General features: G+C 66.3%; 16 protein-coding genes, 1 other RNA gene and 1 riboswitch. Of the genes, 5 read left to right on the plus strand and 12 right to left on the minus strand.

What is annotated here, in order from left to right:
• Window positions 1-187 precede the first annotated feature (187 nt).
• The gene (gene dusB, locus QRM60_RS13200) at window positions 188-1,186 is read left to right on the plus strand and encodes a tRNA dihydrouridine synthase DusB (protein ID WP_285446357.1); all 999 of its coding nucleotides are present in this window, start codon (window positions 188-190) and stop codon (window positions 1,184-1,186) included.
• Between the two features lie 150 nt (window positions 1,187-1,336).
• Here the strand turns inward: dusB and QRM60_RS13205 are convergent, their stop codons facing one another.
• On the minus strand, window positions 1,337-2,428 hold the full coding sequence (locus QRM60_RS13205; RefSeq protein ID WP_115000351.1) for a metal-dependent hydrolase: 1,092 nt from the start codon (window positions 2,426-2,428) through the stop codon (window positions 1,337-1,339).
• Window positions 2,429-2,662: 234 nt separating this feature from the next.
• On the opposite strand from QRM60_RS13205, the gene metK reads away from it, so the two are divergent.
• Complete coding sequence (gene metK / locus QRM60_RS13210) at window positions 2,663-3,874, plus strand: methionine adenosyltransferase (RefSeq protein WP_011269998.1); 1,212 nt, start codon at window positions 2,663-2,665, stop codon at window positions 3,872-3,874.
• Window positions 3,875-4,845: 971 nt separating this feature from the next.
• Here metK and QRM60_RS13215 read toward each other — a convergent pair.
• From QRM60_RS13215 to QRM60_RS13260, 10 genes are all read right to left on the minus strand, one after another.
• Complete coding sequence (locus QRM60_RS13215; RefSeq protein ID WP_343237652.1) at window positions 4,846-6,177, minus strand: histidine-type phosphatase; 1,332 nt, start codon at window positions 6,175-6,177, stop codon at window positions 4,846-4,848.
• Window positions 6,167-8,938: a TonB-dependent receptor gene (locus tag QRM60_RS13220; RefSeq protein WP_285446359.1), complete on the minus strand. Its 2,772-nt coding sequence runs from the start codon at window positions 8,936-8,938 to the stop codon at window positions 6,167-6,169. The genes QRM60_RS13215 and QRM60_RS13220 overlap by 11 nt, the downstream gene beginning before the upstream one ends.
• A gap of 241 nt (window positions 8,939-9,179) precedes the next feature.
• Window positions 9,180-9,452, minus strand: coding sequence for a hypothetical protein (locus QRM60_RS13225; protein WP_285446360.1), 273 nt, complete (start codon window positions 9,450-9,452; stop codon window positions 9,180-9,182).
• A 172-nt stretch (window positions 9,453-9,624) separates the two neighbouring features.
• Window positions 9,625-9,699, minus strand: a non-coding RNA gene (locus tag QRM60_RS13230) — sX9 sRNA.
• Window positions 9,700-9,758: 59 nt separating this feature from the next.
• Window positions 9,759-11,021, minus strand: coding sequence for an OmpA family protein (locus tag QRM60_RS13235; protein ID WP_285446361.1), 1,263 nt, complete (start codon window positions 11,019-11,021; stop codon window positions 9,759-9,761).
• 133 nt (window positions 11,022-11,154) lie between these two features.
• A complete protein-coding gene (locus QRM60_RS13240; protein ID WP_285446362.1) occupies window positions 11,155-13,218 on the minus strand; it encodes an alpha/beta fold hydrolase in 2,064 nt (687 codons plus the stop codon).
• On the minus strand, window positions 13,215-14,252 hold the full coding sequence (locus tag QRM60_RS13245) for a DUF4105 domain-containing protein (RefSeq protein WP_042596858.1): 1,038 nt from the start codon (window positions 14,250-14,252) through the stop codon (window positions 13,215-13,217). Before QRM60_RS13245 ends, QRM60_RS13240 begins: the two co-directional genes overlap by 4 nt.
• On the minus strand, window positions 14,249-14,821 hold the full coding sequence (locus tag QRM60_RS13250; protein ID WP_228417730.1) for a TetR/AcrR family transcriptional regulator: 573 nt from the start codon (window positions 14,819-14,821) through the stop codon (window positions 14,249-14,251). Before QRM60_RS13250 ends, QRM60_RS13245 begins: the two co-directional genes overlap by 4 nt.
• Window positions 14,822-14,901: 80 nt before the next feature.
• On the minus strand, window positions 14,902-17,616 hold the full coding sequence (ppc, locus tag QRM60_RS13255; RefSeq protein ID WP_285446363.1) for a phosphoenolpyruvate carboxylase: 2,715 nt from the start codon (window positions 17,614-17,616) through the stop codon (window positions 14,902-14,904).
• A 278-nt stretch (window positions 17,617-17,894) separates the two neighbouring features.
• Entirely contained in the window at window positions 17,895-20,402 is a 2,508-nt protein-coding gene (locus QRM60_RS13260; protein ID WP_285446364.1) for a prolyl oligopeptidase family serine peptidase, read from the minus strand.
• Window positions 20,403-20,524: 122 nt separating this feature from the next.
• A riboswitch (S-adenosyl-L-homocysteine riboswitch) is annotated at window positions 20,525-20,639 on the plus strand.
• A 30-nt stretch (window positions 20,640-20,669) separates the two neighbouring features.
• Between QRM60_RS13260 and ahcY the strand changes: the two genes are divergently transcribed.
• The 3 genes from ahcY (at window position 20,670) to QRM60_RS13275 (ending at window position 23,024) form a co-directional block, all read left to right on the plus strand.
• Window positions 20,670-22,112: an adenosylhomocysteinase gene (gene ahcY, locus QRM60_RS13265; RefSeq protein ID WP_223647508.1), complete on the plus strand. Its 1,443-nt coding sequence runs from the start codon at window positions 20,670-20,672 to the stop codon at window positions 22,110-22,112.
• A gap of 335 nt (window positions 22,113-22,447) precedes the next feature.
• Window positions 22,448-22,699, plus strand: coding sequence for a hypothetical protein (locus QRM60_RS13270; RefSeq protein ID WP_115000331.1), 252 nt, complete (start codon window positions 22,448-22,450; stop codon window positions 22,697-22,699).
• A complete protein-coding gene (locus QRM60_RS13275; protein WP_238151388.1) occupies window positions 22,689-23,024 on the plus strand; it encodes a hypothetical protein in 336 nt (111 codons plus the stop codon). The genes QRM60_RS13270 and QRM60_RS13275 overlap by 11 nt, the downstream gene beginning before the upstream one ends.
• Before the next feature lie 90 nt (window positions 23,025-23,114).
• On the opposite strand, the gene QRM60_RS13280 is transcribed toward QRM60_RS13275, so the two are convergent.
• Window positions 23,115-23,672: a DUF3228 family protein gene (locus tag QRM60_RS13280; RefSeq protein ID WP_285446365.1), complete on the minus strand. Its 558-nt coding sequence runs from the start codon at window positions 23,670-23,672 to the stop codon at window positions 23,115-23,117.
• Between the last annotated feature and the right edge of the window lie 124 nt (window positions 23,673-23,796).

Below are 23,796 nucleotides of genomic sequence, written 5' to 3' on the forward strand. Positions count from 1 at the left end.
AGTTGGAGTGAGGTACGGCCAACCAATACTCCCGCCACTGTCGTCCTTTACAGGTCGCACTTTGCCAATCACGCCGACATCGCTCGAACGACTCCTAGCAATCGCTCAGGCCGAAGCCCGCCACCGCTCTTACGATTCCCCAATCCCCATTCCCGACTCCCTTCCCCACCCCAGCTACAATGCCCGCATGCAGATCGGCCCCTACACCATCGCCCCCAAGGTGATCCTCGCCCCCATGGCGGGCGTCACCGACAAGCCGTTCCGCTTGCTGTGCAAGCGGCTGGGTGCGGGCCTGGCGGTGTCGGAGATGACCATCTCCGATCCGCGGTTCTGGGGCACGCGCAAATCGTTGCATCGCATGGACCATGCCGGCGAGCCGGATCCGATCAGCGTGCAGATCGCCGGTACCGAACCGCAGCAGCTGGCCGAAGCGGCGCGCTACAACGTCGACCACGGCGCGCAGCTGATCGACATCAACATGGGCTGCCCGGCCAAAAAGGTCTGCAATGCCTGGGCCGGCTCGGCGCTGATGCGCGATGAAGACCTGGTGGCGCGCATCCTGAGCGCGGTGGTGCGCGCGGTGGATGTGCCGGTGACCTTGAAGATCCGTACCGGCTGGGACTGCGACCACCGCAACGGCCCGACCATCGCACGCATCGCGCAGGATTGCGGCATCGCCGCGCTGGCCGTGCATGGGCGCACCCGCGACCAGCATTACACCGGCACGGCCGAGTACGCCACCATCGCGCAGATCAAGGCCGCGCTGCAGATTCCGGTGATCGCCAACGGCGATATCGATTCGCCGCAGAAGGCCGCGCAGGTGCTGCGCGACACCGGCGTGGACGCGGTGATGATTGGCCGCGCTGCGCAGGGCCGGCCGTGGATCTTTGGCGAGGTAGCGCATTACCTGGCGACCGGCGCGTTGCTGCCGCCGCCATCGCTGGCCTTCGTGCGCGACACCTTGCTCGGGCATCTGCAAGCGCTGCACGCCTTCTACGGGCAGCCGCAGGGCGTGCGCATCGCGCGCAAGCATCTGGGGTGGTATGCGAAGGATCATCCGCAGAGTGCGGACTTCCGCGCGGTGGTCAATCGGGCCGAAACACCCGAGGCGCAGCTCGCACTGACCCGCGATTACTTCGACGCCTTGATTGCCGGCGTGCCGCCGCCGCTGCACGCCGCTGCCTGAGCCAGTTCACCGTGTTTGCGGTCGCCGCGCCAAGACTGCGCGCAGCGCACGTCACCTTTCCGCAGATGCAGCCACACCTGATCGCATCGGCATGCGTGGCACATCGCCCATGCGCCGCGCAGCCGCATGAAACCCGCTACGAGACCGGTGTTATTGCACCTTGGCCGAGGCCGGCGCAGCGCTGTCGTCCAGATCGCCGGTCAGCGCCTTGCCGGTTGGCGCGTGCCAGATGCGGTGCCACATCTGTGCCAGCACCGCGCCGATCTGGTCGCGCGCCACCGGCGCACGGTACGCCGCCTGGACCTGGCGCGGCATGATCGGCTTCCATTGCCCATCATCGCGATGGGCGACCACGAAGTTGAAGTTGTAGTCCGGCTCCAGGCCCATGCGCAGGTCGCTGAGCATCAGGTCGTCGTCGACCAGCCGTGCGCGCATGAAACCGCGATTGAACCAGGTGAGCCGGCGCACCGAGTCAAACGCGGCCACCTCGCCCAGCGCCTGGGTATTGCTGGAAAAGCCGCGGAACTGCATCGGGCCGCTATCGGCCACCAGCGAACGCTCGCCAATCACGTAGCCATTCGGGGTCATCGCCACCACGCGCCACAGCAGCGTGTTGAGCGGCATCGGCACCGAGAAGCGCGGCGCATCGCCCAGCCCCAGCGCAGCGAGCGCGCGGTCGGCCTCCTGGTCGACCAGCTGCTTGGCCAGCAGCGACCAGCCCAGGTAGGCCGAGCTCAGCACCAGCCCGGCAACCAACGCACGCTGAGCCAGCGGCCGTGCGCGCGCAAACCAGGCCACCGCGCAGGCCAGCAGCAGCCACAGCGTGTAGGCCGGGTCGATGATGAACACACTCGACCACATGGCCGGATGCGGGTGTAGCGGCCACCACAGCTGGGTGCCGTAGACGGTGAAGGCATCCAGTAGCGGATGGGTGATCAAGGCCAGCTGGATCGCCCAGAACCAACGCTTGGGCGCACCGGCCACGCGGCCGTCGCCATAGCGCCGAAACAGCCACCAGATCAGCCAGCCCACCAGCGGCAGCACGAACAGCGAATGGCTGACACTGCGGTGCACGGTCATCAGGGTCACCGGGTCGTCGGTGAGCGGCAGCAGCGCCAGTGAGTCGAGGTCGGGCAAGGTGCCCAACGCCGCGCCGGCCAGCAAGGCCGCGCGACGCTGACCGGCCGGCGCGATGGCGGCGGCAATCGCGCCGCCGAGTACGATCTGTGTCAAGGAATCCATCGCCGGATGCTAGCAGGCCGAACCTGCTTGCGCGGTGCTGCCGAAGCCCGACGCGGGGATGTCTGACACCGGCCCCGCATGCAGGTGCAAATCACCTACCCTCGCCCTGGCCGCTGCGGCCGATCGACGTGGCTTAACCCCACCGATGCCCGTTCAGGCGCACAATGCAACGGTCACCGTGGGCGTGTATCATCCGCACCCATCTTTTCATCCGAATTAAGGGATATAAGCCTGATGTCCAGCTACCTGTTCACCTCCGAATCGGTCTCCGAAGGCCATCCGGACAAGATCGCCGACCAGATCTCCGACGCAGTGCTGGATGCCATCCTGGCCCAGGACAAGCGTGCCCGCGTGGCGTGCGAGACGATGGTCAAGACCGGTGTGGCGATCGTTGCCGGCGAAGTGACCACCAGTGCCTGGATCGACCTGGAAGCGCTGACCCGCAAGGTGATCCTGGATATCGGCTACAACAGCTCCGACGTCGGCTTCGACGGCGAGACCTGCGGTGTGCTGAACCTGATCGGCAAGCAGTCCCCGGACATCAACCAGGGCGTGGACCGCAAGAACCCCGAACAGCAGGGTGCCGGCGACCAGGGCCTGATGTTCGGCTATGCCACCAACGAGACCGACAGCTACATGCCGGCGGCGATCCACCTGTCGCACCGCCTGGTCGAGCAGCAGGCCAAGATCCGCAAGAAGAAGAACTCCGCGCTGTCCTGGCTGCGTCCGGATGCCAAGTCGCAGGTCACCCTGCGCTATGAAGACGGCGTTGCCACCGCGATCGATGCGGTGGTGCTGTCGACCCAGCACGACCCGGGCGTCAAGCAGAAGGACCTGATCGAAGCGGTGCGCGAGGAAATCCTCAAGCCGGTGCTGCCGGCCAAGTGGCTGCACAAGGGCACCAAGTTCCACATCAACCCGACCGGCAAGTTCGTGATCGGCGGCCCGGTGGGCGATTGCGGCCTGACCGGTCGCAAGATCATCGTGGACACCTACGGCGGCTGGGCCCGTCATGGCGGCGGCGCGTTCTCGGGCAAGGATCCGTCCAAGGTCGACCGTTCGGCAGCCTATGCGGCGCGCTATGTGGCCAAGAACGTCGTGGCGGCCGGCCTGGCCGACCGTTGCGAAGTGCAGGTTTCCTACGCCATCGGCGTGGCCGAGCCCACCTCGATTTCGGTCACCACCTTCGGTACCGGCAAGATCGCCGACGAGCTGATCGAGAAGTTGATCCGCAAGCACTTCGACCTGCGTCCGTTCGGCATCATCCAGATGCTCGACCTGATTCACCCGATGTACCAGCAGACCGCCTCCTACGGTCACTTCGGCCGCAAGCCGAAGGACTTCACCTACACCGACGGCACCGGCGCGCAGCACAGCGCAACGTCGTTCTCGTGGGAAAAGACCGACCGTGCAGAGGCCCTGCGCGCTGCTGCAAAGCTGAAGTAAGCCAGCGGCTCCCACGGGAGCGTGCTTGGTAATGCAAATGGGCCGCTGATGCGGCCCATTTGCGTTTTGGCGGCATGGACGTCGTTGGCGAGCTTGTGGCGATGCAGGCGCGGCGTGTCCCGTCTTCGGGTGCAGTTCCGTACACCGCACAGTCTTACGCGCGACGCCTGGCAGTGATGTGCGACGGCTTCGGATAGCGAGCGCGCCTGCACGCATGTCGGCATGGGACACGCCGCAAGTAAGCCCATGTACGCTTCCACGCGGCATCCATGCCGCATAGGGCCCCGCGCCGGCACGCGCACAAGCACCGCCGGTTGTGGTCGATGGCGGAAGGAACGGCGTTGCCGGGTTTCCAGGCGATCGCCAACGTAGCGGCGTCACCGGCCACACATGTCGCGCTGATGGCGGCCAGCCTGTTGGCGCAGACCGATCTGTTCCGTATCGGCGTAGCGATGTTTGGAGCGCGACCTTCGCCGGCAAAAAATTCGCATCGATGCCGCCCTGATAAACAGCGAAATTCGGACACGTCGCGCTTGATCAAAGAGATGTTCGCGGTGCGATCAGCCATGGCACGGCTTGGCAGCGCGGCGTCGCATCCGGGAGCGGGACCGTGTAGCGGCATGGATGCCGCTACCGAGCCTCCATGGACGGATTCACGGCGTGTCCCGCTCCCGGATGCGGCGCCGCGCGTATCGACCAACATCGCGCACGGGAGCTACGGGGATTGCGCACGCGCATCCGTCATCAAAGACGCTGCGCGTGTAACGGGCTGGGCATGCCCATTGTTAGTCGGTGCAGGCACCTACGCGGCCTATATCTCGCAAGAGGCATAAAGCCAACACGCATGTGCGCACCAGTAGCTCTCGTTAGCAGTCGAGGGTAAAAACCGCGTGCATCATCCGTTTGCAACATGCCGGCCACGCAGCATCGCCCCACGAATGCGACCAAGCCGCCGACGCAACTCCATCACCTCACGGCGAGGGCTGCAGTCGCCGCTCCAGCGCCTGCGTAAACGCCAGCAACGGGCACGCCATCCGCTGCTCACCAGCGCAAACGCCTAACGCCAACGTCTGCTGCAACGGTGGGTGGTCCAGATCCAGCGATGCCAATGTGCGCAATTGGTCCAGCGATTGCGCCAGGTACTGCGCGCGCACGCTGCGATGGCCGTCGGGCGTGCGCCACAAACCCAGCACCAACGCGCCACCGGGCGGTGGATCGTCTGCGCCATAACCGGGTAGATGGAAGTGCACGCCCAGCAGACTGCTCAACGCCGCGATATGCGTGTCGCTGCCGACGAAGACAGACACCTTTGGCGCCTGCGCGTCGCCGAAGCGCTGCAGCACCTCGCGCGCCAGCGGCGCACCCGAGCGCGAGGCCATGTAATGCGGCCGCGCATAGATGTCGAACAGCAGCGCGTGCAGGCGCGACACCTGCGCCAGGCGCTCGGGTGTGGCGCGCCCCCAGCCGACCTGCGACAGCGGCATGCCTTCGGCGTATTGCAGCAGCAGTACTTCACCGGTGCCGGAGGTCAGGTCGATCGGCCCGCCCAGCGCCAAGCCGCGGCCGTCCGCCGAAGGCTTCAGGGTGGACGGCATGCGCGCAAAGTCACAAGGTGTTTTGGTGCAGCCCAGGATCTGCTGCAAGGCCTGCAATTCCGCGGCATGCCCCTGCAGCAAGGCGGCCGGGCCGCCGGTTTCACGCTGGATCGCTGCAACCGCCGCGTTCGCATCGAAAGGCACGGCACCGGCTTCGATCGGCCGGAACAACGGATCGTTACTCCCGACCGCGCGATGCCCTGCCTGCACGTTGCAGCCAGGCGCAAGGGCGTCGGCCAGCAACGCGCCGCTGTCGATGGTGCGTTGGTCGGTATTGGCCCAGACCGTCAGGCTGCCTGGCGTCGGGCAGCCATTGCGGGGCAGCAGCGCCTGTTGCACCAACCACTGCCGCAGATACTCGCCACTCAGCTGCACCGCCTTGCGGCCATGCGGGGTGACCAGGCTCGCTGGCGTGGACCATTGCGGCCAGGGTGCGTCGGCGTAATGCGCCGCGACCGCTTCGCCTTGCAGCGGCGCACGCACGCCGTGCCGGAACACCACCACCACCCGTTCCAAGGTCGCGCTGGCAGCTGACGCCGCCGGGGTCGGCCGTGGTGTACAGCCCAGCGACAGCGCGGCCACCAGCAGCACGCCGAGCGTTTGCCGGCGCAGAGGAGCTGTAGTGGCCCGCAGCCGCGCTGGCCTGCGCGCGAACGTCCGCAGTGACTTCAATTCTGCAACCACCACTGCAGCGGGATCAGAACACATACTTGGCCGTCACCAGGCTGGTCATGCCGGAATCGACGATGTCCGAGATGGCCGTGTTGTCGTGGCCCACGTGCGCCCAGTAGCTGTGCTGCTTGGTGAGGTTGGCCACCGAGAGATCCACGCGCAGATGGTCGGTGGGCGCGTAGCCCACGTGCAGGTCCACGCGGGTGATCGGCTTGATCCACAGGTTGTCCCAACGCGCGCCCTGGTTGAGGTAGTCGTAGACCGACACGTATTCGCCGGAATAGTGGTAACTCAGATTCACCGACCACGGGCCTTTTTCGTAGAACACCTCGGCGTTGGCGAGCAGGTCCGGCGCGTTCTGGATGCGTTCGTGCGCGAAGCCTTCCTCGCCCAGATCCACGCGCGTGGTCTGGCGCGTCACGTTGGCGCCGATGCCGAAGCCGTCCAACGGTGCCGGCAGGCCCTGGAAGGTTTGCCGCACCGCCGCTTCCATGCCGAGCACGCGGCCGTCGCCACCGTTTTGCGGGCGCACGAAGCGCGTGCTGGCGGTTCCACTCTCGCCAGCGTTGGCGGCATCCGAACCGCTCTCGTAGATGTAGTCGGTGAGGCGCTTGTAGTAGCCGGCCAGCATGGCGTGGCCGCCCGCATCGTTCTGCCACTCGCCGGACAGATCCACGTTGAGCGACTTGATCGGCTTCAGATCCGGGTTGCCTTCGGTGATGGTGGTCTGGCCATCGGCAGAAATATCGGTGGAGCGGCCGCCGCCGAGTTGCACGAATGCCGGGCGCGTGTAGCTGGTCCACACCGAGCCGCGATAGACCGCGCCATCGCCGTCGGGGCGGTAATTCACGAACACGCTGGGCAACACCACGTTGTAGCGGGTCTGGTTGTTGGCGAAGGCGCCCACCTGCTCCACGCCGCCCACAGCGGCTGGCTGCGCCCAGAAGGTGTTGTCGATGCTGGTGTGCTCAAAACGCAGGCCGGGGAGGATTTCCCAGTTACCGGTGCGCAGCGTGGCCATCACATAGGCCGCGCTCACCGCTTCGGTGGCGCGCATGGTGTTGCAGTTGAGATTGTTGACCGCCAGCCGCCCGCAGCTGTCGAAACTCTCCGGCGTGAGCGTGCGCGCGATCAAGGCATTGAGGGCATCGTTGCTCAGCCGCAGCGTGGGCAGCGCGTACTGGCCCGGGTACACGGCGTCGTAGCGCTGCGCCACCAGGCCGGTGTCGCGCAGCAAGGTGCCATCGGTGTACTTGGCGTTGGTCCAATCACGGTCGGTGAAGCTGCGCGAGCTGTCCACATACTTCACGCCGAATGCAATCCGGCTCAGCACGCCGTCGTCGAAGTCGTAGCTCACATCGAGCTTGCCGCCGCCCTTGTCCTGGCCGCTGTATTGCTTGGAAATCTGCCCCGTCCGCCGTGCAAACAAGCTGCCGACATCCGAGGCCTGCGCCTGCATCGCCGGCGTCAGCAATGGAATCGGGAAGCCGTCGCCGTCGTAGCTGATGAAGCGGTTGGCACCGTAGGCAAAGTTGGTGGAGCTGTATTGATCGTTGCGCGCGGAGATTTCCACATGGTCCGGGCGATCGTTATTGCCGGTGCCGTAAAACACATTCGGTGCGAACGTCCAGTGCCCCAGCTGTTTCTCGGCACCGAACTGGATGGTGGCCAGGTCTGCTTCTTCCGGGTTGGTTTCGTACCAATAGCGCACGGCCACGCGATTGATCTGCGGCTGGTAGATGCCGCTGGTACCGATCTGCGTATAGCTGACATTGGCCGGCACAAATTGCGTGTAGCCGGTGTTCTGTTCGGTCTTGGCAAACGCGTAGGTCATGCGGGCGTACAGATGCAGACTGGGGTCCACACGCCAGTCGAACGCGGCGTTGCCGCCGTAACGGCGGGTATCGCCTTGCGAATAACCGATGTTCACGCCGGTGCTCTGCAACGCGTCCTGCGGATCGGTGCCTGCCGCCAGCGCGCCACTGGCATCGGTGCGGGCAAATTCCCATGAGCCATCGCTGCGCGCGGCAGAGGCGCCGGCCACTTCGCTGTTCACGAAATGGCGCTCGTCGTAGTACGCACTGACGGCCACACCGAACTGACCATCGGCACCGAAGCGCGCATGCCAGTCGCCGGCGGCACCACTGCCCAGCCCGGAATCGCCGTAATCACGCGCGCGGCTTTCCATGCGCCCGCTCAGGGTGATGCTGCCGCCCTGGCGGTCTGGCGAATCGAACGCGCTGGGGGTGCGGTAATCGATGGTGCCGCCAATCGCATCGCCATCCATGTCGGCGGTGGAGGTCTTGTTCAACACGATGGTCTGCAAGCCGGAGGGTGGCAGCAGGCTCAGTTGCACGCCGCGGCTGTACGGCATGCCTTGCGCGACGTTGACGCCGTTGATCAGGTTGACGTTGTATTCGGCATTGAGGCCGCGTACCGAGGAGAACATACCCTCGCCACGCGCAGCACCGTCGATGCCGCCGAAATACGACTGCCCGGTGTTGATGACATTGACGCCAGGCATCAGCCCCAGCGCTTCGGCCACGTTGTGCACGGCGGTGGTCTTGAGGTCGTCGGCCGAGAGCACATTGACGGTGTTGGTGGCGGCCATTTGCATGTCGGTCGCGTTGTAACGCGTGGCCGCCACGGTGACCTTGTCCAAGGTGGCCATCTGGCCCTGCGCGGGCGCGTTGGCCTGGGTGTCCTGCGCGGCGGCATGGCCACCCACGATGCACAACGAGAGGCACAGCGCCTGCGACAGGCGCGAGGGACGCAACAACACACAACGACGCATCATGAAAGATCCAAAGGTGCAGCGGCCCGCCATGCCTCTACATGACGACCACCGAGAAGTGGGGGCATTCGACGCGGCCGGCTCCTCGGCGCATCACCTGCAAGCAGGCGCGGCGCATGGTGGTCGGGGCATATTTCAGTGCGGTGACGCGTGCGCGATGCGGTGCAAACACGCGCGGGGAATGCAGAATTACGCATAGTCGAGGGCGCGGCAGGTGGCGTGCGCCGTTGAAGTGCGCAAGCGGTCACGCTCGCATCGCTGCTGCAATGAGAAAGATCGAATCGCCGGTTGCGTGCATGAATCTTGATGAATACCAGGTCTCTATTTGAGGAATTCGGTGCAGCGACGTGATTCGCAGCTGCATTGCGTAGTGGATGCGCTGATGCACCGCCGCCGCGTGCTGTTTGCTGTTTGCTGTTTGCTGTTTGCTGTTTGCAAGACAGAAGAGCATCACCGCGAGCATGCGCGACGCCGGCAGTGCCTGCAGGATCAGTCGTGAATTCCCATGACAGCGCATGTATGCGCTTCCGCATCTCAGACGGTCTGATGCAAGTCAGCCTTGAGGGAACCTGCAATCCGCTGTGACCGCACGCAGTGATGCCACCAGACATGCATCGAAGCCGAGTCACGCAAAACGTGCCCACCGCTGCCACGCACGCAAGCGATGCGTGGCGTAGTCCACTAAGCGTGGCTACCAAAACGTAGCGAGCAGTCGTCAGGTGGTCGCGGACGGCGCGGAGGGACCGGAGTGTCCGCCAGTACCTGAGGATTCCGAGCATCGGCCGCGCCCGCCTGGCGCTGCGCAGTCGTTTTGATCGCTGCGCTAAGTGCGCAGGAACAGCTCCACGCGCCGATTGAGCTGGCGCCCGCCCGGATTGTCCTGCCCTTTAACGGTATTGGGCGCCACCGGCTGCGACTCGCCATAGCCCTTGGCGCTGGCAGACTGCGCGGTGCCGCGCGTGCGCAACGCGGCGAGCACCGCGTTGGCGCGGCGCTCGGACAGCACCTGGTTGTAGTCATCGCCGCCCTTGGCATCGGTATGCCCGCGGACTTCCATTTGCGCGACGCTGACCTTGCCGAGCGCAGCCGCCAGCGTGTCCAGCACGCGCGCCGCGTCCGGGCGGATGTCTGCCTTGTCGAAGTCGAAGAGGATGCGGTCGCTCAAGGTGATCACATACCCGCATGGCGCGCCGGGCGGCGCGAACTTCTGCAGCAGCGGAAACCGGCCCGCAGGCGGCACCTTGGGCAGCGGCGGCATCCGCACCTGCCGTGGCGGCGTGCCCACCGTGCCGGTGCCATCGCCATGGTTTTGCACCAGGCCATCGGGACCGTTCCACAGACCCGAACCGTCGGCGTTGATGGTCACCAGGCCACGCGGCCCGTTCCAGGTGCCGCTGCCGTCGCCGTGGTTGTCCACCGGGCCGTGCTTGCCGTTCCAGGTGCCGGCGCCCTTGCCGTCCAGGCTGATCAGCCCGGCCGGGCCGTTGTAGGTGCCCGCGCCCGACGCTTCGACCTGGATCAATGCGCCTTCGCTCTGGCCGTCATCGGCGCTGTTGATGGTGCCGCTGCCATCGGCGTTGACCTGGACCAGGCTGCCGTCGACGTTGGCGGTGCCACTGCCGTCGGCCTTGAGCGCGAACAGGCCAGCCGCACTGTTGCGCAGCAGATTGCCGTCGGCATCCACGCTGGTGATGCCGGCATCGTTGATCAGCGTTCCGCCGGTGTCACAGCGCGCCGGCGCTACGCGCACGCCGTCGATCGGGTCGAGGATGTCCTGCAGCGACGCTTCCAATGCGCGCTGCGCCGGGGTCACGCCGGCGATGTCGGGCACCACGATCTGCGGAATGGCCGGGAACTCGGGAACCGCCGGGCTGCTGGCTGGCTCAGCTGCCGGAGCTGGCGCGGACCCAGACGCTCGCTGCGCCGTTGGTGCCGATTCCGGAACGGCAGCTGCCTGATCCTGCAGCCCCTCCCCGCGGCTGCAGCCCAGCAGCAACATGGGCACCCACAGCACTGCCGACAACGTCTTGCGCATCGCACCTTCCTTGTTCGAGGAACCGCCTGATAGCACGGGTGCGGTAAACAATGCGCTAAGCCGGGCCTGCGGCCCTGCAGGCATGCACCGAAGCCTGCGTTGCTGGTGCACCGCCGCTGTACGACCTGTTGCAGCACACCATCACTCAACGACCGGCCAGGCACTGCCCAGCCGTGACAGACCGTCAGTGCGTGGCCAGATCAGTCGGTGCGTCGGTAGCCGATTGGGCCGAAGCATCGGTCGGCGGATCCGTCGCGGATTGCACGGCAGCCGGCGCCGGCGACGATGCCGCACCCTGCAACTCTGCGTGCAGGATGCGGCGGATCTCCAGGATCGCCTGCGGCGTTTCCTGCACGCTATGCCAGGACGTCACCACCAGTTCGGAGGTGGCACCGTCCAGATGGGCGCTGCGATACGGCACCAGACCGTCGTCGGACATGGCCAACGGCACCTGCGGTTTTTCACGGCCGATAACGGTGTGGTAGCGCACCGAGGGCGCGATCGGCAGATCCGCGGCCGCGCGCACGAACGGGTCGGTATCGCGCAGGTTGTCGATGCTGGTCGGCGGCAACAGGCGCCGCTTGCGTTGCGGCTCGCCCGGTGCATCGCGCTCGCTGTTGGCCAGGTCCTGCAGCACATCGCCGAACCGATCCAGCAAGGCGATCGGCAGGCGCACCAGGCGGCCGACGAAGCGCCCCAACCCGCCTTCGGCCAACGGCGTGCCGCGGTGCGGGGCGGCGATGAAGATCGCGCGGCCGATCTGCGGCATCGGCGAAAAATGCAGCAGCGGCGACAGCTTCTGCCGGATCCGCGCACCGCGCTCGCCTTCCAGCCGGTAGTCGGCCAGCAGGCTGTTCCAGATCTGCTCGCCGGACGAAGACACCAGCAAGCGGCCGATCACCCCGCCCATGCTGTGGCCGATCAACACCATGTCGTGCGAGGCCGGCGCATCGCCCTGCGGGTCGAAATGCCGCAGGCTGCGTTGCACCAGTTCCTGGATCTCGGCGCGGTTGACCGCCAGCGGCGCGTTGGTGGGGTAATACACCTGCCAGATCTGATAGTGCTGCCGCAGTGTTTCATCGCCCATCACTTCATTGGCGACATTGACCCAGGCCTCCGGGCTGCTGGCCAGGCCGTGCAGCATCAGCAGCACGCGCCGGTTCGGGTCGTAGGGCTGCATCAGATACAGATGCGGGCGATCGATGCCGCGCGCACGGCCCAGCATCGAGCGCAGCGACTGCGCGGCAAAGCCCGACTTCGCAAGCCACAGGCCGTACGCGGCAGTGAAGTTGGCCGCCAATGGCACGCGCTGGCCATGCAGCATCACTGCGGTCTGGCGATACGGGTCATAGGGCGCGACCGTGGCGCTGTCGGTCTGCAGCACCGCATCCAGCGTGTCGCCTGCAAAACGCAGCAGGACCGTGGCCGGTGCATACGGCATCTCGCTGAAGGTGGGCAACGGCCGCTGCGGGTCTTTTGGCGTGGGCAGCGCCTGCTGCACGGCCAGGCCGGCCGGGTCGCCGACCACCGCCGGGTCTACCTCGGCCACCAGATCTGCACCGAAGCCGTCGCGGCGATAGGTGCTACGCAGCCCGCCGAAGCGCAGCGACGATGCCGCGAACAACGCACGCGGCGTATTGCCATCGCCGGGCAACCGGTAGGCGGCCAGGTCCACATCCACGCGCCAACGCCCCACCGTGGTGGCTGCAGGTGCGCTGGCGCCGGCCTGCTGGGCGCGCACGAACAGGCGTTCGACCACCTGCTGTACGGCATAGTTGTAGTAATCGCGCACCTGGGTCTGGCGGTTTTCGAAGGCCCGCTCGCTGGGCGCGCGCGTGGTGAAGAACAGATACGCGTAGGCATGCCGCGCCGCTTCCAGCCATGCTTCCAGTGCCGCGTCGCTCATCTGTGCGGGGGTGCGCCCGCTCAACGCGATGGCCTGCGTGGTCCACAGCTCGGCCTGGGTCGCCAGCCGCCGCTCATCGCCGATGCCGGCCACCGTGCGCAGCTGTTCGATGCAGGGCAGTGGCGTCTTGCGGCAGGTCTTGGGATCCAGCCCGGCCACCTGCAGCGTCTCGCTGCCGGCCTGACTGAGCGTGCCGGCACTGAGGATGTCGCCGCGGGTCTGGGCGATGTAATCGCCGCTGCTGCGCGCCTTCACCGTGACCATGGCGCAGCCGCTGAGCCACACACAGGCCAGCACGGCCACGCCTGCCACGGCGCGCCGCGCCCAGGTGCTGCGGCTCATCGGTGTGCGCTCGCTACAGATGCCGATGCCGGTGCCTGCGGCATGCCTGCACGGATGCGCACGGAGAAATCTTCGGCGCGGTCTGCGGCGTGCGCACGCGCAGTGAAATGCCCACGTTGCTTCAGCGTGGCGAAGTCATAGCCCGGCATCAGCCCGTGATGGTCGAAGGCGTATTCGTCCGCATAGCCGGACAACAGCAGGCGATGATCCAGCGGCAACGTCGGCCGCAGCTGGCGCACCAGCGCAAACACAATGGTGGTGCAGTTGCTGGTGAGTGTGTTGTAGAACGCCGGCGCACGGTTCAAGTCGTTGGCCAGCCCCACATAGCCCATGAACATGCGGCGCAGGCCGGCCTTGGGAATGTTCAGGCGATACAGGTACATGTCCTCGCCACGCACGTTGGTGCGCACGCGCAGGATGTCGCGCTCGTCGGCGGCCACCAGGGTCTCTTCGAAGCTGCGAAAGAAGCCACCCAGCGCGGAGAACGATTCGCCGCGTTCCTTGCGGATCTCCAGCGAGAACACCACGTGCGAGCCATCGTCGAAACCGAACGATACCAGCGTGTGCGCAATCGCCGGGCCCATCCAGTACGACAGCGCCAGATCCGCGCTGACCAGGTGATCCAGATCGTACTGACGCGTTTCCCAGCGCGGCTGATACTCGGTTTCGCTATGCCAGTCGAAGTTGCGCACGTTGTGCAGCGTGACCAGGTTGCCGTGCACTTCCGGGCGCAGACGCTGGGCGACATCGTCGGCCCAGTCGCGGTCCTGGCTGGGCTGCATCAGCCACCAAGCCGTGCCCAGCGCCACGAAGGCGGCGGCGAAGATCCCCACCAGCGCCCAGTTCTCGCGCCGGCGCCGCAGGCCCCACAGCGCAGCGAGCGCCATCGCGCACCACGAGGCCACCCACCCGGCGCGCACCACGCCATTGCCGCTGAGCGCGAAATAGATCGCCAGCCCGCCCCAGGTGGCGGCCACCACCACCGCAAGCCGCAATGCCCAGCGGCCGATGCGCGCACGCGTGGCCGGTGTCATTGCGTGCCGCCCACCGGCACCGGCATGCCCAGCGCGTGCATCAGCAGATCGGCGGAGCGGTGTGCCAGCCGCTTGCGCTCGGCCTCGTCGCTGCCGCGCAGGCAACTGCCCAGCATGTCCATCACCAGGACCAACTGCTCTTCATCCAGATCCGCGCGGCACAGGCCGGCCTGCTTGGCGCGCTGCACGAACGGCAGAAAAATGCCGACCACGCGCTGGTCGACCGCTTTCACCGACGGATGCGCGCGCTCGATCGAACGCCAGAAATCCACCATCGGTGCGGACTGGGCGATGTGTTCTGCCACATCGTGCAGCAGCACGGCCAGACCATCCGGGCGATCGCCCAGATCGGCCGCCAGCCGCTCCAGTCCATCCAGGCCGCGCTCCATCAGCGCGGTCATCAGGGCCAGGCGGTCGGGGAAATTGCGGTACAGCGTGGCGCGGCCAAGGCCGGCACGTTCCACCACCAGTTCCAGCGGGGCATTGACGCCGTGTTCGCTGAAGACTTCGTCGGCGGCGTCGAGAATCTGCCGGCGGCGAAGCGCGGCATCGGGGCGGGGAGCTATCATGCCGGCATTATCGGACAGATTTGTCCGGTTATGCCAGAGCCCGCTTGCCGAATGCGCGCACTCTCCGACCAACGGTTGGATCAGCCGGTGTTCTGCACGCCCTGCGCCACCCCGTTGACGCATGCCACCAGCGCACGCAGCAGTTCTTCGTCTTCGCCATCGGTGGCACGCCAGCGCTGCAGCAGATCCACCTGCAACACGCTGATCGGGTCGATATACGGGTTGCGCAACCGGATCGACAACGCCAGGCGCGGGTCGTGCTGCAGCAACGAGCGCTGCCCGAGCAAGGTCTTGACCCAGTGCTTGGTCAGCGCGAGTTCGTCGCGAATGCGCGGGAAGAAACGCGCATGCAGCGGGCCGGCCAGGCGCGAGAACAGCTCGGCGATATTGAGATCGCCCTTGGACAACACCATGGCGATGTCGTCCAGGAAGGTGCGGAAGAACGGCCAGTCCTGCGCCATCTCGCGCAGGCTGTCTTCGTGCCCGGCCTCCACCGCGGCCTGCAGGCCACTGCCCACGCCGTACCATCCGGGGATCACTGCACGCGCCTGGCTCCAGGCAAACACCCAGGGAATTGCGCGCAGGTTCGACAACGCCGCGTCCTGGCCCAGCCGGCGCGAGGGGCGCGAGCCGAGCGTCATGCGTTCGATCACATCGATCGGCGTGGCCAGGCGAAAGTACTGCATGAAATCCGGCGCGCCGACAAAACCGCGATACGCCACCGTGCTGCGCTCGGCCACCAGATCCATCACTGGCCGCCAGGCGTCTTCGCGCGGCTCCTGCGCGCGCGGGCGCAGGCTGGACAACAGCACCGCGCCGGTCATCTGCTCCAGCGAGCGTAACGCCAGCGCGCGGATGCCGTACTTGCGATGGATCACCTCGCCCTGCTCGGTCACGCGCAGGCGTCCATCCACGCTGCCGCGCGGCGCTGCATCCAGCGCGCGGGTGGTCTTACCACCGCCCCGCACGATCGAACCACCGCGGCCGTGGAAGAAGGTCAGGCGCACGCCGAGTTCGGCGGCGGCCTCCAGCAGCTCCACCTGGGCGCGTTGCAGGCCCCAGCGCGAGGCCGCAATGCCGCCGTCCTTGCCACTGTCCGAATACCCCAGCATCACCATCTGGGTGTCGCCGCGCGCGCGCAGGTGCTGGCGATACACCGGGTCGGCCAGCAGGTCCTGCACGGTGCCGGTGCCGCCGCGCAGATCGTCCACGGTTTCGAACAGCGGCACGATGTCCAGCGGCACCGCGCCGGCGTCATCGACCAGGCCACCACGCCGCGCCAGCGCGAGCACGGTGAGCACGTCTGCGCGGTTGTGCGCCATCGAAATGATGTAGCTGCCCAGCGCATCGGCACCATGCCGCGTGCGTGCATCGGCGAGCGCGGCGAACACCGCATCCAGCCGCGCGTTGCCTTCGTCGTCCACCTGCGGCAACGCCTGCTCGCCCGAGGCATATGGGCCGAGCAGACCGGCACGGTGGGTGGCGTCTTGGCTGTCCCAATCGGCTTGCCCCAATGCATCGGCCACCGCGCGCGCATGCACGCTGGATTCCTGGCGCACATCCAGCCGCGCCAGATGGAAACCGAAGCTGCGCACGCGCCACAGCAGGCGGCGCACTGCGAACCAGCCCGCGTGCAAGCCCTTGTTGGCCTCCAGGCTGTCCAGGATCAGTTGCAGGTCGTGTTCCAGTTCGGCAGGCGCGGCGTAGGCGCCGTCGGCATCGTCCAGGGTGGCCTGCAGGCGCGCGCGCATCAGGTCGTTGAGCAGGCGGTACGGCATGTCGCCGTGGCGCGGCCGCGAGCGTGCGGCGGCGTCGGGCAGCAGCGCCTGGTAGCGCTCCAGCTGCGCGCTCAATGCCGGGCTCACCGCCACCAGCGTGGTGGATTGGCTGAGCAGGCTCGCCAGCTGCCACAACTCGTTGAGATAACGGTCCAGCACCGCGCGCCGTTGCGCGTCCAGGGTGCCGGCAATGGTGTGCGCATCCACGTTGGGATTGCCGTCCATGTCACCACCGACCCAGGTGCCGAAGCGCAGCAGGCGCGGCAACGCCGGCGTGCTGCCGTAGGTTTCTTCGATGGCGTGTTCCAGGGTTTCGTACATCACCGGGATGACGCGGTAGAGCACCTGGGTGAGGTAGAAGCCCACGTGCTCGCGCTCGTCTTCCACGGTGGGGCGCACCGGCGAGGAATCGGCGGTCTGCCAGGACGCGGTCAACGCCATGCGGAACCGCGCTGCATCGGTGGCGCGCTCATTGGGCGTGCGCATGCCATCCAGGTTGTCGACCAGGCTGGCGACCATCAGCTGTTCTTTTTCGAGCAAGGCGCGGCGCACCGCCTCGGTGGGATGCGCGGTGAACACCGGCTCCACGTCGATGCGCGGCAGCCATTCGCTCAACTCGTCCAACGTCACGCCCTGCGCCTTGAGCCGGCGCAGCGCATCGTGCAGGCCTTCCGGCTGCGGGGTGTCGGTACCGCTGCGCTGGTAGTCGCGCCGGCGCCGGATGCGGTGCACGCGCTCGGCGATGTTGACCACCTGGAAATAGGTACTGAAGGCACGCACCAACGCCTCGGCGGCGCGCGGTTCGCGGCCTTCCAGCAGCGACAGCAAGCCGGCGGGCGGCGTGTCGCTTTCGCGGCGTGCGATCGCGGTGGTGCGGATGCGTTCGATTTCTTCAAGGAAGTCCGCAGACACCTGCTCGGCGAGCAGGTCACCGACCAGGGCACCGAGCCGACGGACATCGTCGCGCAAGGGAACGTCGGGGGTAGCGAAGACAAGACTGCTGCGGTACTCGTTCATCGGAAACGCACACCCTCTTCAAGCGCAAAGTCGTCGAAGACTAACCCAAAAGGATTAGATGATCGCGACAGACGCGACGGTTTCACCTTGAACCATCGCGTTGAAGGGCACTTGAGATGTCTTCGCCATAGGAGCGCGCTTGCGCGCGATGGGCGTTATCGGCAATGCCCCATCGTGCGCAAGCGCGCTCCTACGTGGAGCCGCCTTGCGTGTGCGGTGTTGCGCAGCGATTGCGCCGATGGCGGCACCGTCAAGTGGTACCGCCTGTAACGCGCGCTTCAGCGCTTACGCGCAGTGGCTGGCGCGTTTGCCTCACCGAGCGTCATCTTCAACCACTGCTCGCTCTCGGCCAGCATGTGCAGGATCGACTGCCGCGCACGGTAGGCGTGCGCTTCGTTGGGCAGCATCACCAGCCGCGCGTTGCCACCCAGGCCCTTGATCGCGGTGAACAGGCGCTCGCTCTGGATCGGGAAGGTGCCGCTGTTGTTGTCGTCCTGGCCGTGGATCAACAGCAGCGGGTCCTTGATCTTGTCGGCGTAGTTGAACGGCGACATCGCCTGATACACCGGTTGCGCCTGCCAATAGTTGCGTTCCTCGGCCTGGAAACCGAAGGGCGTGAGGCTGCGGTTATACGCCCCACTGCGCGCGATGCCGGCCTTGAACAAGCGCGTGTGCGCGAGCAGGTTGGCGGTCATGAAGGCGCCATAGGAATGCCCACCGATGGCGATGTGCTCGCGGTCGGTCACCCCACGCCGCACCACTTCATCCACCGCGGCCTGCGCGTCGGCGATGAGCTGCGGCAGGTAGGTGTCGTTGGGTTCGGCATCGCCTTCGCCCACGATGGGCATGGCCGGGTTGTTGAGCACCACGTAGCCGATCGCCAGAAACGCCTGCGGGCCCCAGTAGCTGATGGCATTGAAGCGGTACGGCGAATCGGTGACCTGGCTGGCGGTGTCGGCGCTCTTGAACTCGCCCGGGTAGGCCCACATCAGCAGCGGCCGCGGGCCGTCGCGTTTGGGGTCGTAGCCGGGCGGCAGCAGCAATGTGGCGGTGAGGTCCACGCCGTCATTGCGCTTGTAGCGGATCTGCTCCTTCTGCACGCCGCGCAATTGCGGCAACGGGTGCGCAAAGCGGGTCAGCGCCCGCGGTGTGGTCGCCGTGTCGCCCAGCGTCTGCACGTAGTAGTTGGCCGGCTCCTCGGGCGATTCGCGGCTGAGCAACAGCTGCGTGCCCTGCGCATCCAGCAGCGCGATCGGTGCGGCATAGGTGGGCGCCTGCGAATGGAACAGCCGCGTGGTGTGTTTGCTCTTCAGCTCGAAGCGGTCCACGAACGGGCGGTCGCCTTCCGGCGAAGCGCCCTTGCCAAGCAGGAACAGGCTGTTGCCATCGGCACCGGTCTGCAGCAGCGCATGGCCGTTGCCGTCGGCGATCAGCGCCGGCGTTCCGGGGTCGTTGTAGCGGTCCTGCGAGGAGCGGTCCCACAGCAGTTCCGGCGCGCGCTGTGGTTGGTCCGGTGCGATGCGCCACTGTTTGGTGCGGCGGGTCTTCCACCAGCTCTCGCTGATGATGGCCAGGTCGCCACGGCCCCATTGCACGCCGTCGAACCGGCTGCCGAGCTTGGCCAGGGTCACCGGCGCACGTTTGAAGGGCGCGGCCTGCATCAGCACCGCATCACGCACGCTGCTGACGCGCGCCGGGTCGCCACCGTCCTGGGCTTCGGCCCAGACCAGGGTGGCCGGCGCATCGGCGCGCCAGGCGATTTCGCGCACGCCGGTGGGTACGGCGTCATTGCCGGTCGGCAAGCCTTCCACCAGCGGCAGTTGCGCGATCTGGCGGACCAGCTTGCCCTGCAGATCCAGCACCTCGATGCGGCGCGCGAACGCGTCCAGCGGCGCCAGATAGGAGAACGGGCGCTCGCTGCGCTCGCTCAGCACGTAGCGGCCATCCGGCGACACCGACAGGTGCAGATAGATTCCGGGCGCGGCAATCGGCCGTACCTGCCCGTTCACCCCCACGATCACCGGCTGCGCGGTGGCGTAGTACTCGAACAGCCGCGCATCGGCTTCGTTACGGAGCAGATCTTGATAGGTGCGGATCGCGCGCACGCCGGCATCGGCGCTGGTCTGCTGGATCGCCGGGCCCGCCGGCACCGCATCGCGGGCGGGCGGTGCGGCCTGGTCACGCAGTTGCTGCTGCACCAGCAACCCACTGCTATCAGGCAGCCAGTGCAGTTCGTCGTTGATGCTGGTGTTCACGTCGGCCAGCAGGCGACGCGCCTGCCCTGCCGCCACATCCACCACCCACAGTTCGTTGGCGCCACTGGCCGCGTCCTCGCGGCGGAAGGCCAGAGAGCGCTGGTCGGGCGACCAGGCCAGGTCGGCCAGCGACAACGGCGCCGGCAGGCCCGCGATCTGGCGCTCGCTGCCATCGGCCACCGACAGCAGCCACAGCTTGCTGGCGAAGGAGAACCGGCTGGCCGCATGGGTCTTGGGATGGATGCGCACGCCGGCCAACTTGAGCTCCGGCTGCGCCACCTCGGCGATGTCCGGCAGCGCCGGCAGCTGCAGCATGGCCGCCAGGTCGCGCCGCGGCGACAGCTGCAGCAACGGCGCGCGCGGCGCGTCCACCACCGCCTGCAGCGCCTTGGAGGGCAACTGGTAGCGGGTGGTCGGCAAGGACGTCGGCGGGGTCGCCGGCTGCGCCAGGGCCGGGACGCTCAGCACCAGCCAGCCCAACACCACCCAGCCCCGTTGCCACCCCTGCCGCCTGGTGCGTCTCGCCTGCATGCCCTTCCCCGGTGTCGAATGAGGCTTGGACCATAGCAGCCAGGCGGCCCGGCTCCCCCTGTCGTTGGTTGGGGTGGGCGGCAATTCATGCCGGACGGGGGTGCTGCCGATATAATCAGACCCTCGTCGAGGGGCGCTGCGACCGGTACGGCAGATTCATCTGCCACCTGCACGAAAAGTGCGGGCAACAACGGCCAGGCTCGACAGGGATTTTTCGTGAAACGGCGCCCGGAATTGCAGACATTCGCCTGCCTACCGGAGCAACTGATGAACGCTGTCGCAAAAACCGTTCCACACACCGATTACAAGATCGCCGACATCTCCCTGGCCGATTGGGGCCGCAAGGAGCTGGACATCGCCGAGCACGAGATGCCGGGCCTGATGTCGATCCGCCGCAAGCATGCACAGACCAAGCCGCTGAAAGACGTCCGCATCACCGGCTCGCTGCACATGACCATCCAGACCGCCGTGCTGATCGAAACGCTCAAGGACATCGGCGCCAATGTGCGCTGGGCCTCGTGCAACATCTTCTCCACCCAGGACCACGCGGCCGCCGCGATTGCCGCCACTGGCACGCCGGTGTTCGCCTGGAAGGGCGAGACGCTGGAAGAGTATTGGGACTGCACCCTGGACGCGCTGACCTTCACCCTGCCCGACGGCACCCTGACCGGCCCGGAGCTGGTGGTGGACGACGGCGGCGACGTCACCTTGCTGATCCACAAGGGCTATGAGCTCGAAAACGGCAGCACCTGGGTCGATGAGCCGGCCTCCTCGCACGAAGAAGGCGTGATCAAGGCGCTGCTCAAGCGTGTGGCCGTCGAGCGTCCGGGGTACTGGGCGCGTGTGGTCAAGGACTGGAAGGGCGTCTCTGAAGAGACCACCACCGGCGTGCACCGCCTGTACCAGATTGCCGAAGCCGGCAAACTGCTGATCCCGGCCATCAACGTCAACGACTCGGTCACCAAGAGCAAGTTCGACAACCTCTACGGCTGCCGCGAGTCGCTGGCCGATGGCCTCAAGCGCGCAATGGACGTGATGCTGGCCGGCAAGGTCGCGGTGGTCTGCGGCTACGGTGACGTGGGCAAGGGCAGCGCCGCGTCGCTGCGTAACTATGGCGCCCGCGTCATCGTGACCGAGATCGACCCGATCTGCGCCCTGCAGGCGTCGATGGAAGGCTACGAGGTCAACACCATCGAATCCACCCTGGGCCGCGGCGACATCTATGTCACCACCACCGGCAACAAGGACATCATCACCGTCGAGCACCTGCAGGCGATGAAGGACCAGGCGATCGTCTGCAACATCGGCCACTTCGACAACGAGATCCAGGTCGATGCGCTGAATGCACTCAAGGGCGTGGAAAAGATCAACATCAAGCCGCAGGTCGACAAGTATGTGTTCGGCAATGGCAACGCGATCTTCCTGCTGGCCGACGGCCGGCTGGTGAACCTGGGCTGCGCCACCGGCCACCCGAGCTTCGTGATGTCCAACTCGTTCGCGAACCAGACCTTGGCCCAGATCGACCTGTGGGAAAAGCGCGACAGCTACGAGAAGAAGGTCTACATCCTGCCCAAGCACCTGGATGAAGAAGTGGCCCGCCTGCACCTGGAGAAGATCGGTGTCAAGCTGACCACCCTCACCAAGGACCAGGCCGACTACCTCGGCGTGGACGTGGCTGGCCCGTACAAGCCGGATCATTACCGCTACTGATCCATTGGCAAGACATTGCCATGCAGACAAGAACGGGCGCCGCAAGGCGTCCGTTTTTTGTTTGAGGACATTGCCGAGAACAGTGCGCCGCAAAGCGTTGAGGTTCGGGTCACACACACTTGAGCCGCGTGCTTCGCTCGCCTTACAACAGTGGCTGGCGAGTCCGCACGCTCGATGTTCGACGTATTGATCAGTCCGTTGCATCTGAACCCTTGCGCTCGACAGGCTGCACACGCCGGCGGTAACGTACCGGCCTGGGCGTCGCCCCTGCCTTGCCTGCACGCGGTTGCGGCAGAGCGCGCCGGCTCTTTCAGCCCATCTAAAAAGGACACCGCATGGGTAGCTTCAGCATCTGGCATTGGCTCATCGTTCTTGTGTTTTTCGGCATCATCGCTGCCGTCATCAGCGCGATCGTCTGGCTTGCCAAGCGCGCTTCGCGCACACCCGGTGCATCTGCCGCAGGCACTACAGCGGCACTGAAGACCACCGAATCCCGGCTGGCCGAACTGGATCGGCTCAAGTCTCAGCAGCTGATCACCGACGCCGAGTACACCCAGCGACGCACTCAGATTCTGAGTGATCTCTAAGCGGCTGCACCTGCCGGTGAATCATGTCCGCGCCGTGCTGGAACATCAGATCCATGTGACTTGCGCGCCAGGCGCCGCGTATCAAACGCTACTGGCGCAAGGTGCCGCGACAAGCGACGGGATCGTGCTGGACGTCCGCACACCGGAGCGACAGGCCGAGATGTTCAGCCTGCTGCAGTCGCTGCAGCTTCCGTTTGCCGATGCGCCTGCAGGCTGGCCGCCCGCCGCGGTCTTTGCGCAGCTCAGGGAGCAAGGGCTGGTGCACGGCACCATCATCACGGTGACGTGGACGACCCCCGAGATGCCCGTGCTCGGCGTCGGCTAACGCTCGATCGCGGCGCTTGAACGCCGGTCGCCTGCAGGCAGCTGACGAAGGCGCAGGCCCATGTGCAATCGCTACGCCCAACGCCTCCCGTCAGGGGCGCCAATTCGCGTTGGCATCCCAGAACGCCACCGCGCGGCGGTAGGCATCGTGATCCAGCGGCACGCCGGAACCGCCCTCTTGCACACCCAGCGCATTGCGCAGCATGGTGATGGGGGTCATGGGAAGTTCGTCTGGCTCGGCGGTGTACAGGCAACCAACCACGCCCCAGTCCGCGTCGATGGGGCTGCCTTCTTTGGCCAGCTGATCGCGGCTGTAGAGGATGGGCAGCAAGTAGGTGGCCAGCGGCGGCTCCACGCCTTCGAACCAGCGCACCAGGACTGGTAATTCCTGCGAATTGCGTGCTTCGTAGCCGGAGCGCAGCTGATGGCGATTGGCATCGGTGATGGGGACGGTCAGGCAGCGTGTCGAGGTCCAGTTGCGATGCGCGTGCAGCCGGCAGAATGGCGCGTAGCCTTCGATCACGCGCACTGGCGTTTCATCGTTGAGGCGCTGGATGAACTGCTCGGGCGTGCAGTCCTGGATAGCGTTGCGGCGGCCATCGCGCGGAAACAATCGCGGGCGGGCAAACGGGGTGAGAACAATCGACATGGCGCGTGCTGGCAGCGGTACAGCGTGCAAGGGTAACGCGGGCGCATCGTTCTCACGCAAGCGCTGCTCCCGCTCCTTGGTCTGCGGTGACCCGCCAGATGTGCTGGCAGCAGTGCACCGCCCT

Source organism: Xanthomonas sp. fls2-241-TYG-148 (genome assembly GCF_030208815.1).
In the GTDB taxonomy this organism is placed as follows: Bacteria; Pseudomonadota; Gammaproteobacteria; order Xanthomonadales; family Xanthomonadaceae; genus Xanthomonas; species Xanthomonas campestris.

Bases quoted from the DNA above. Each gene is read 5' to 3' on its own strand.
- QRM60_RS13270 (WP_115000331.1), top strand. From the start codon at position 22,448: ATGGGTAGCTTCAGCATCTGGCATTGGCTCATCGTTCTTGTGTTTTTC.
- QRM60_RS13215 (WP_343237652.1), bottom strand. From the start codon at position 6,177: ATGTGTTCTGATCCCGCTGCAGTGGTGGTTGCAGAATTGAAGTCACTG.
- ahcY (WP_223647508.1), top strand. From the start codon at position 20,670: ATGAACGCTGTCGCAAAAACCGTTCCACACACCGATTACAAGATCGCC.
- ppc (WP_285446363.1), bottom strand. From the start codon at position 17,616: ATGAACGAGTACCGCAGCAGTCTTGTCTTCGCTACCCCCGACGTTCCC.
- metK (WP_011269998.1), top strand. From the start codon at position 2,663: ATGTCCAGCTACCTGTTCACCTCCGAATCGGTCTCCGAAGGCCATCCG.
- QRM60_RS13250 (WP_228417730.1), bottom strand. From the start codon at position 14,821: ATGATAGCTCCCCGCCCCGATGCCGCGCTTCGCCGCCGGCAGATTCTC.
- QRM60_RS13220 (WP_285446359.1), bottom strand. From the start codon at position 8,938: ATGATGCGTCGTTGTGTGTTGTTGCGTCCCTCGCGCCTGTCGCAGGCG.
- QRM60_RS13205 (WP_115000351.1), bottom strand. From the start codon at position 2,428: ATGGATTCCTTGACACAGATCGTACTCGGCGGCGCGATTGCCGCCGCC.
- QRM60_RS13225 (WP_285446360.1), bottom strand. From the start codon at position 9,452: ATGCGCTGTCATGGGAATTCACGACTGATCCTGCAGGCACTGCCGGCG.
- dusB (WP_285446357.1), top strand. From the start codon at position 188: ATGCAGATCGGCCCCTACACCATCGCCCCCAAGGTGATCCTCGCCCCC.
- QRM60_RS13280 (WP_285446365.1), bottom strand. From the start codon at position 23,672: ATGTCGATTGTTCTCACCCCGTTTGCCCGCCCGCGATTGTTTCCGCGC.
- QRM60_RS13260 (WP_285446364.1), bottom strand. From the start codon at position 20,402: ATGCAGGCGAGACGCACCAGGCGGCAGGGGTGGCAACGGGGCTGGGTG.
- QRM60_RS13245 (WP_042596858.1), bottom strand. From the start codon at position 14,252: ATGACACCGGCCACGCGTGCGCGCATCGGCCGCTGGGCATTGCGGCTT.
- QRM60_RS13240 (WP_285446362.1), bottom strand. From the start codon at position 13,218: ATGAGCCGCAGCACCTGGGCGCGGCGCGCCGTGGCAGGCGTGGCCGTG.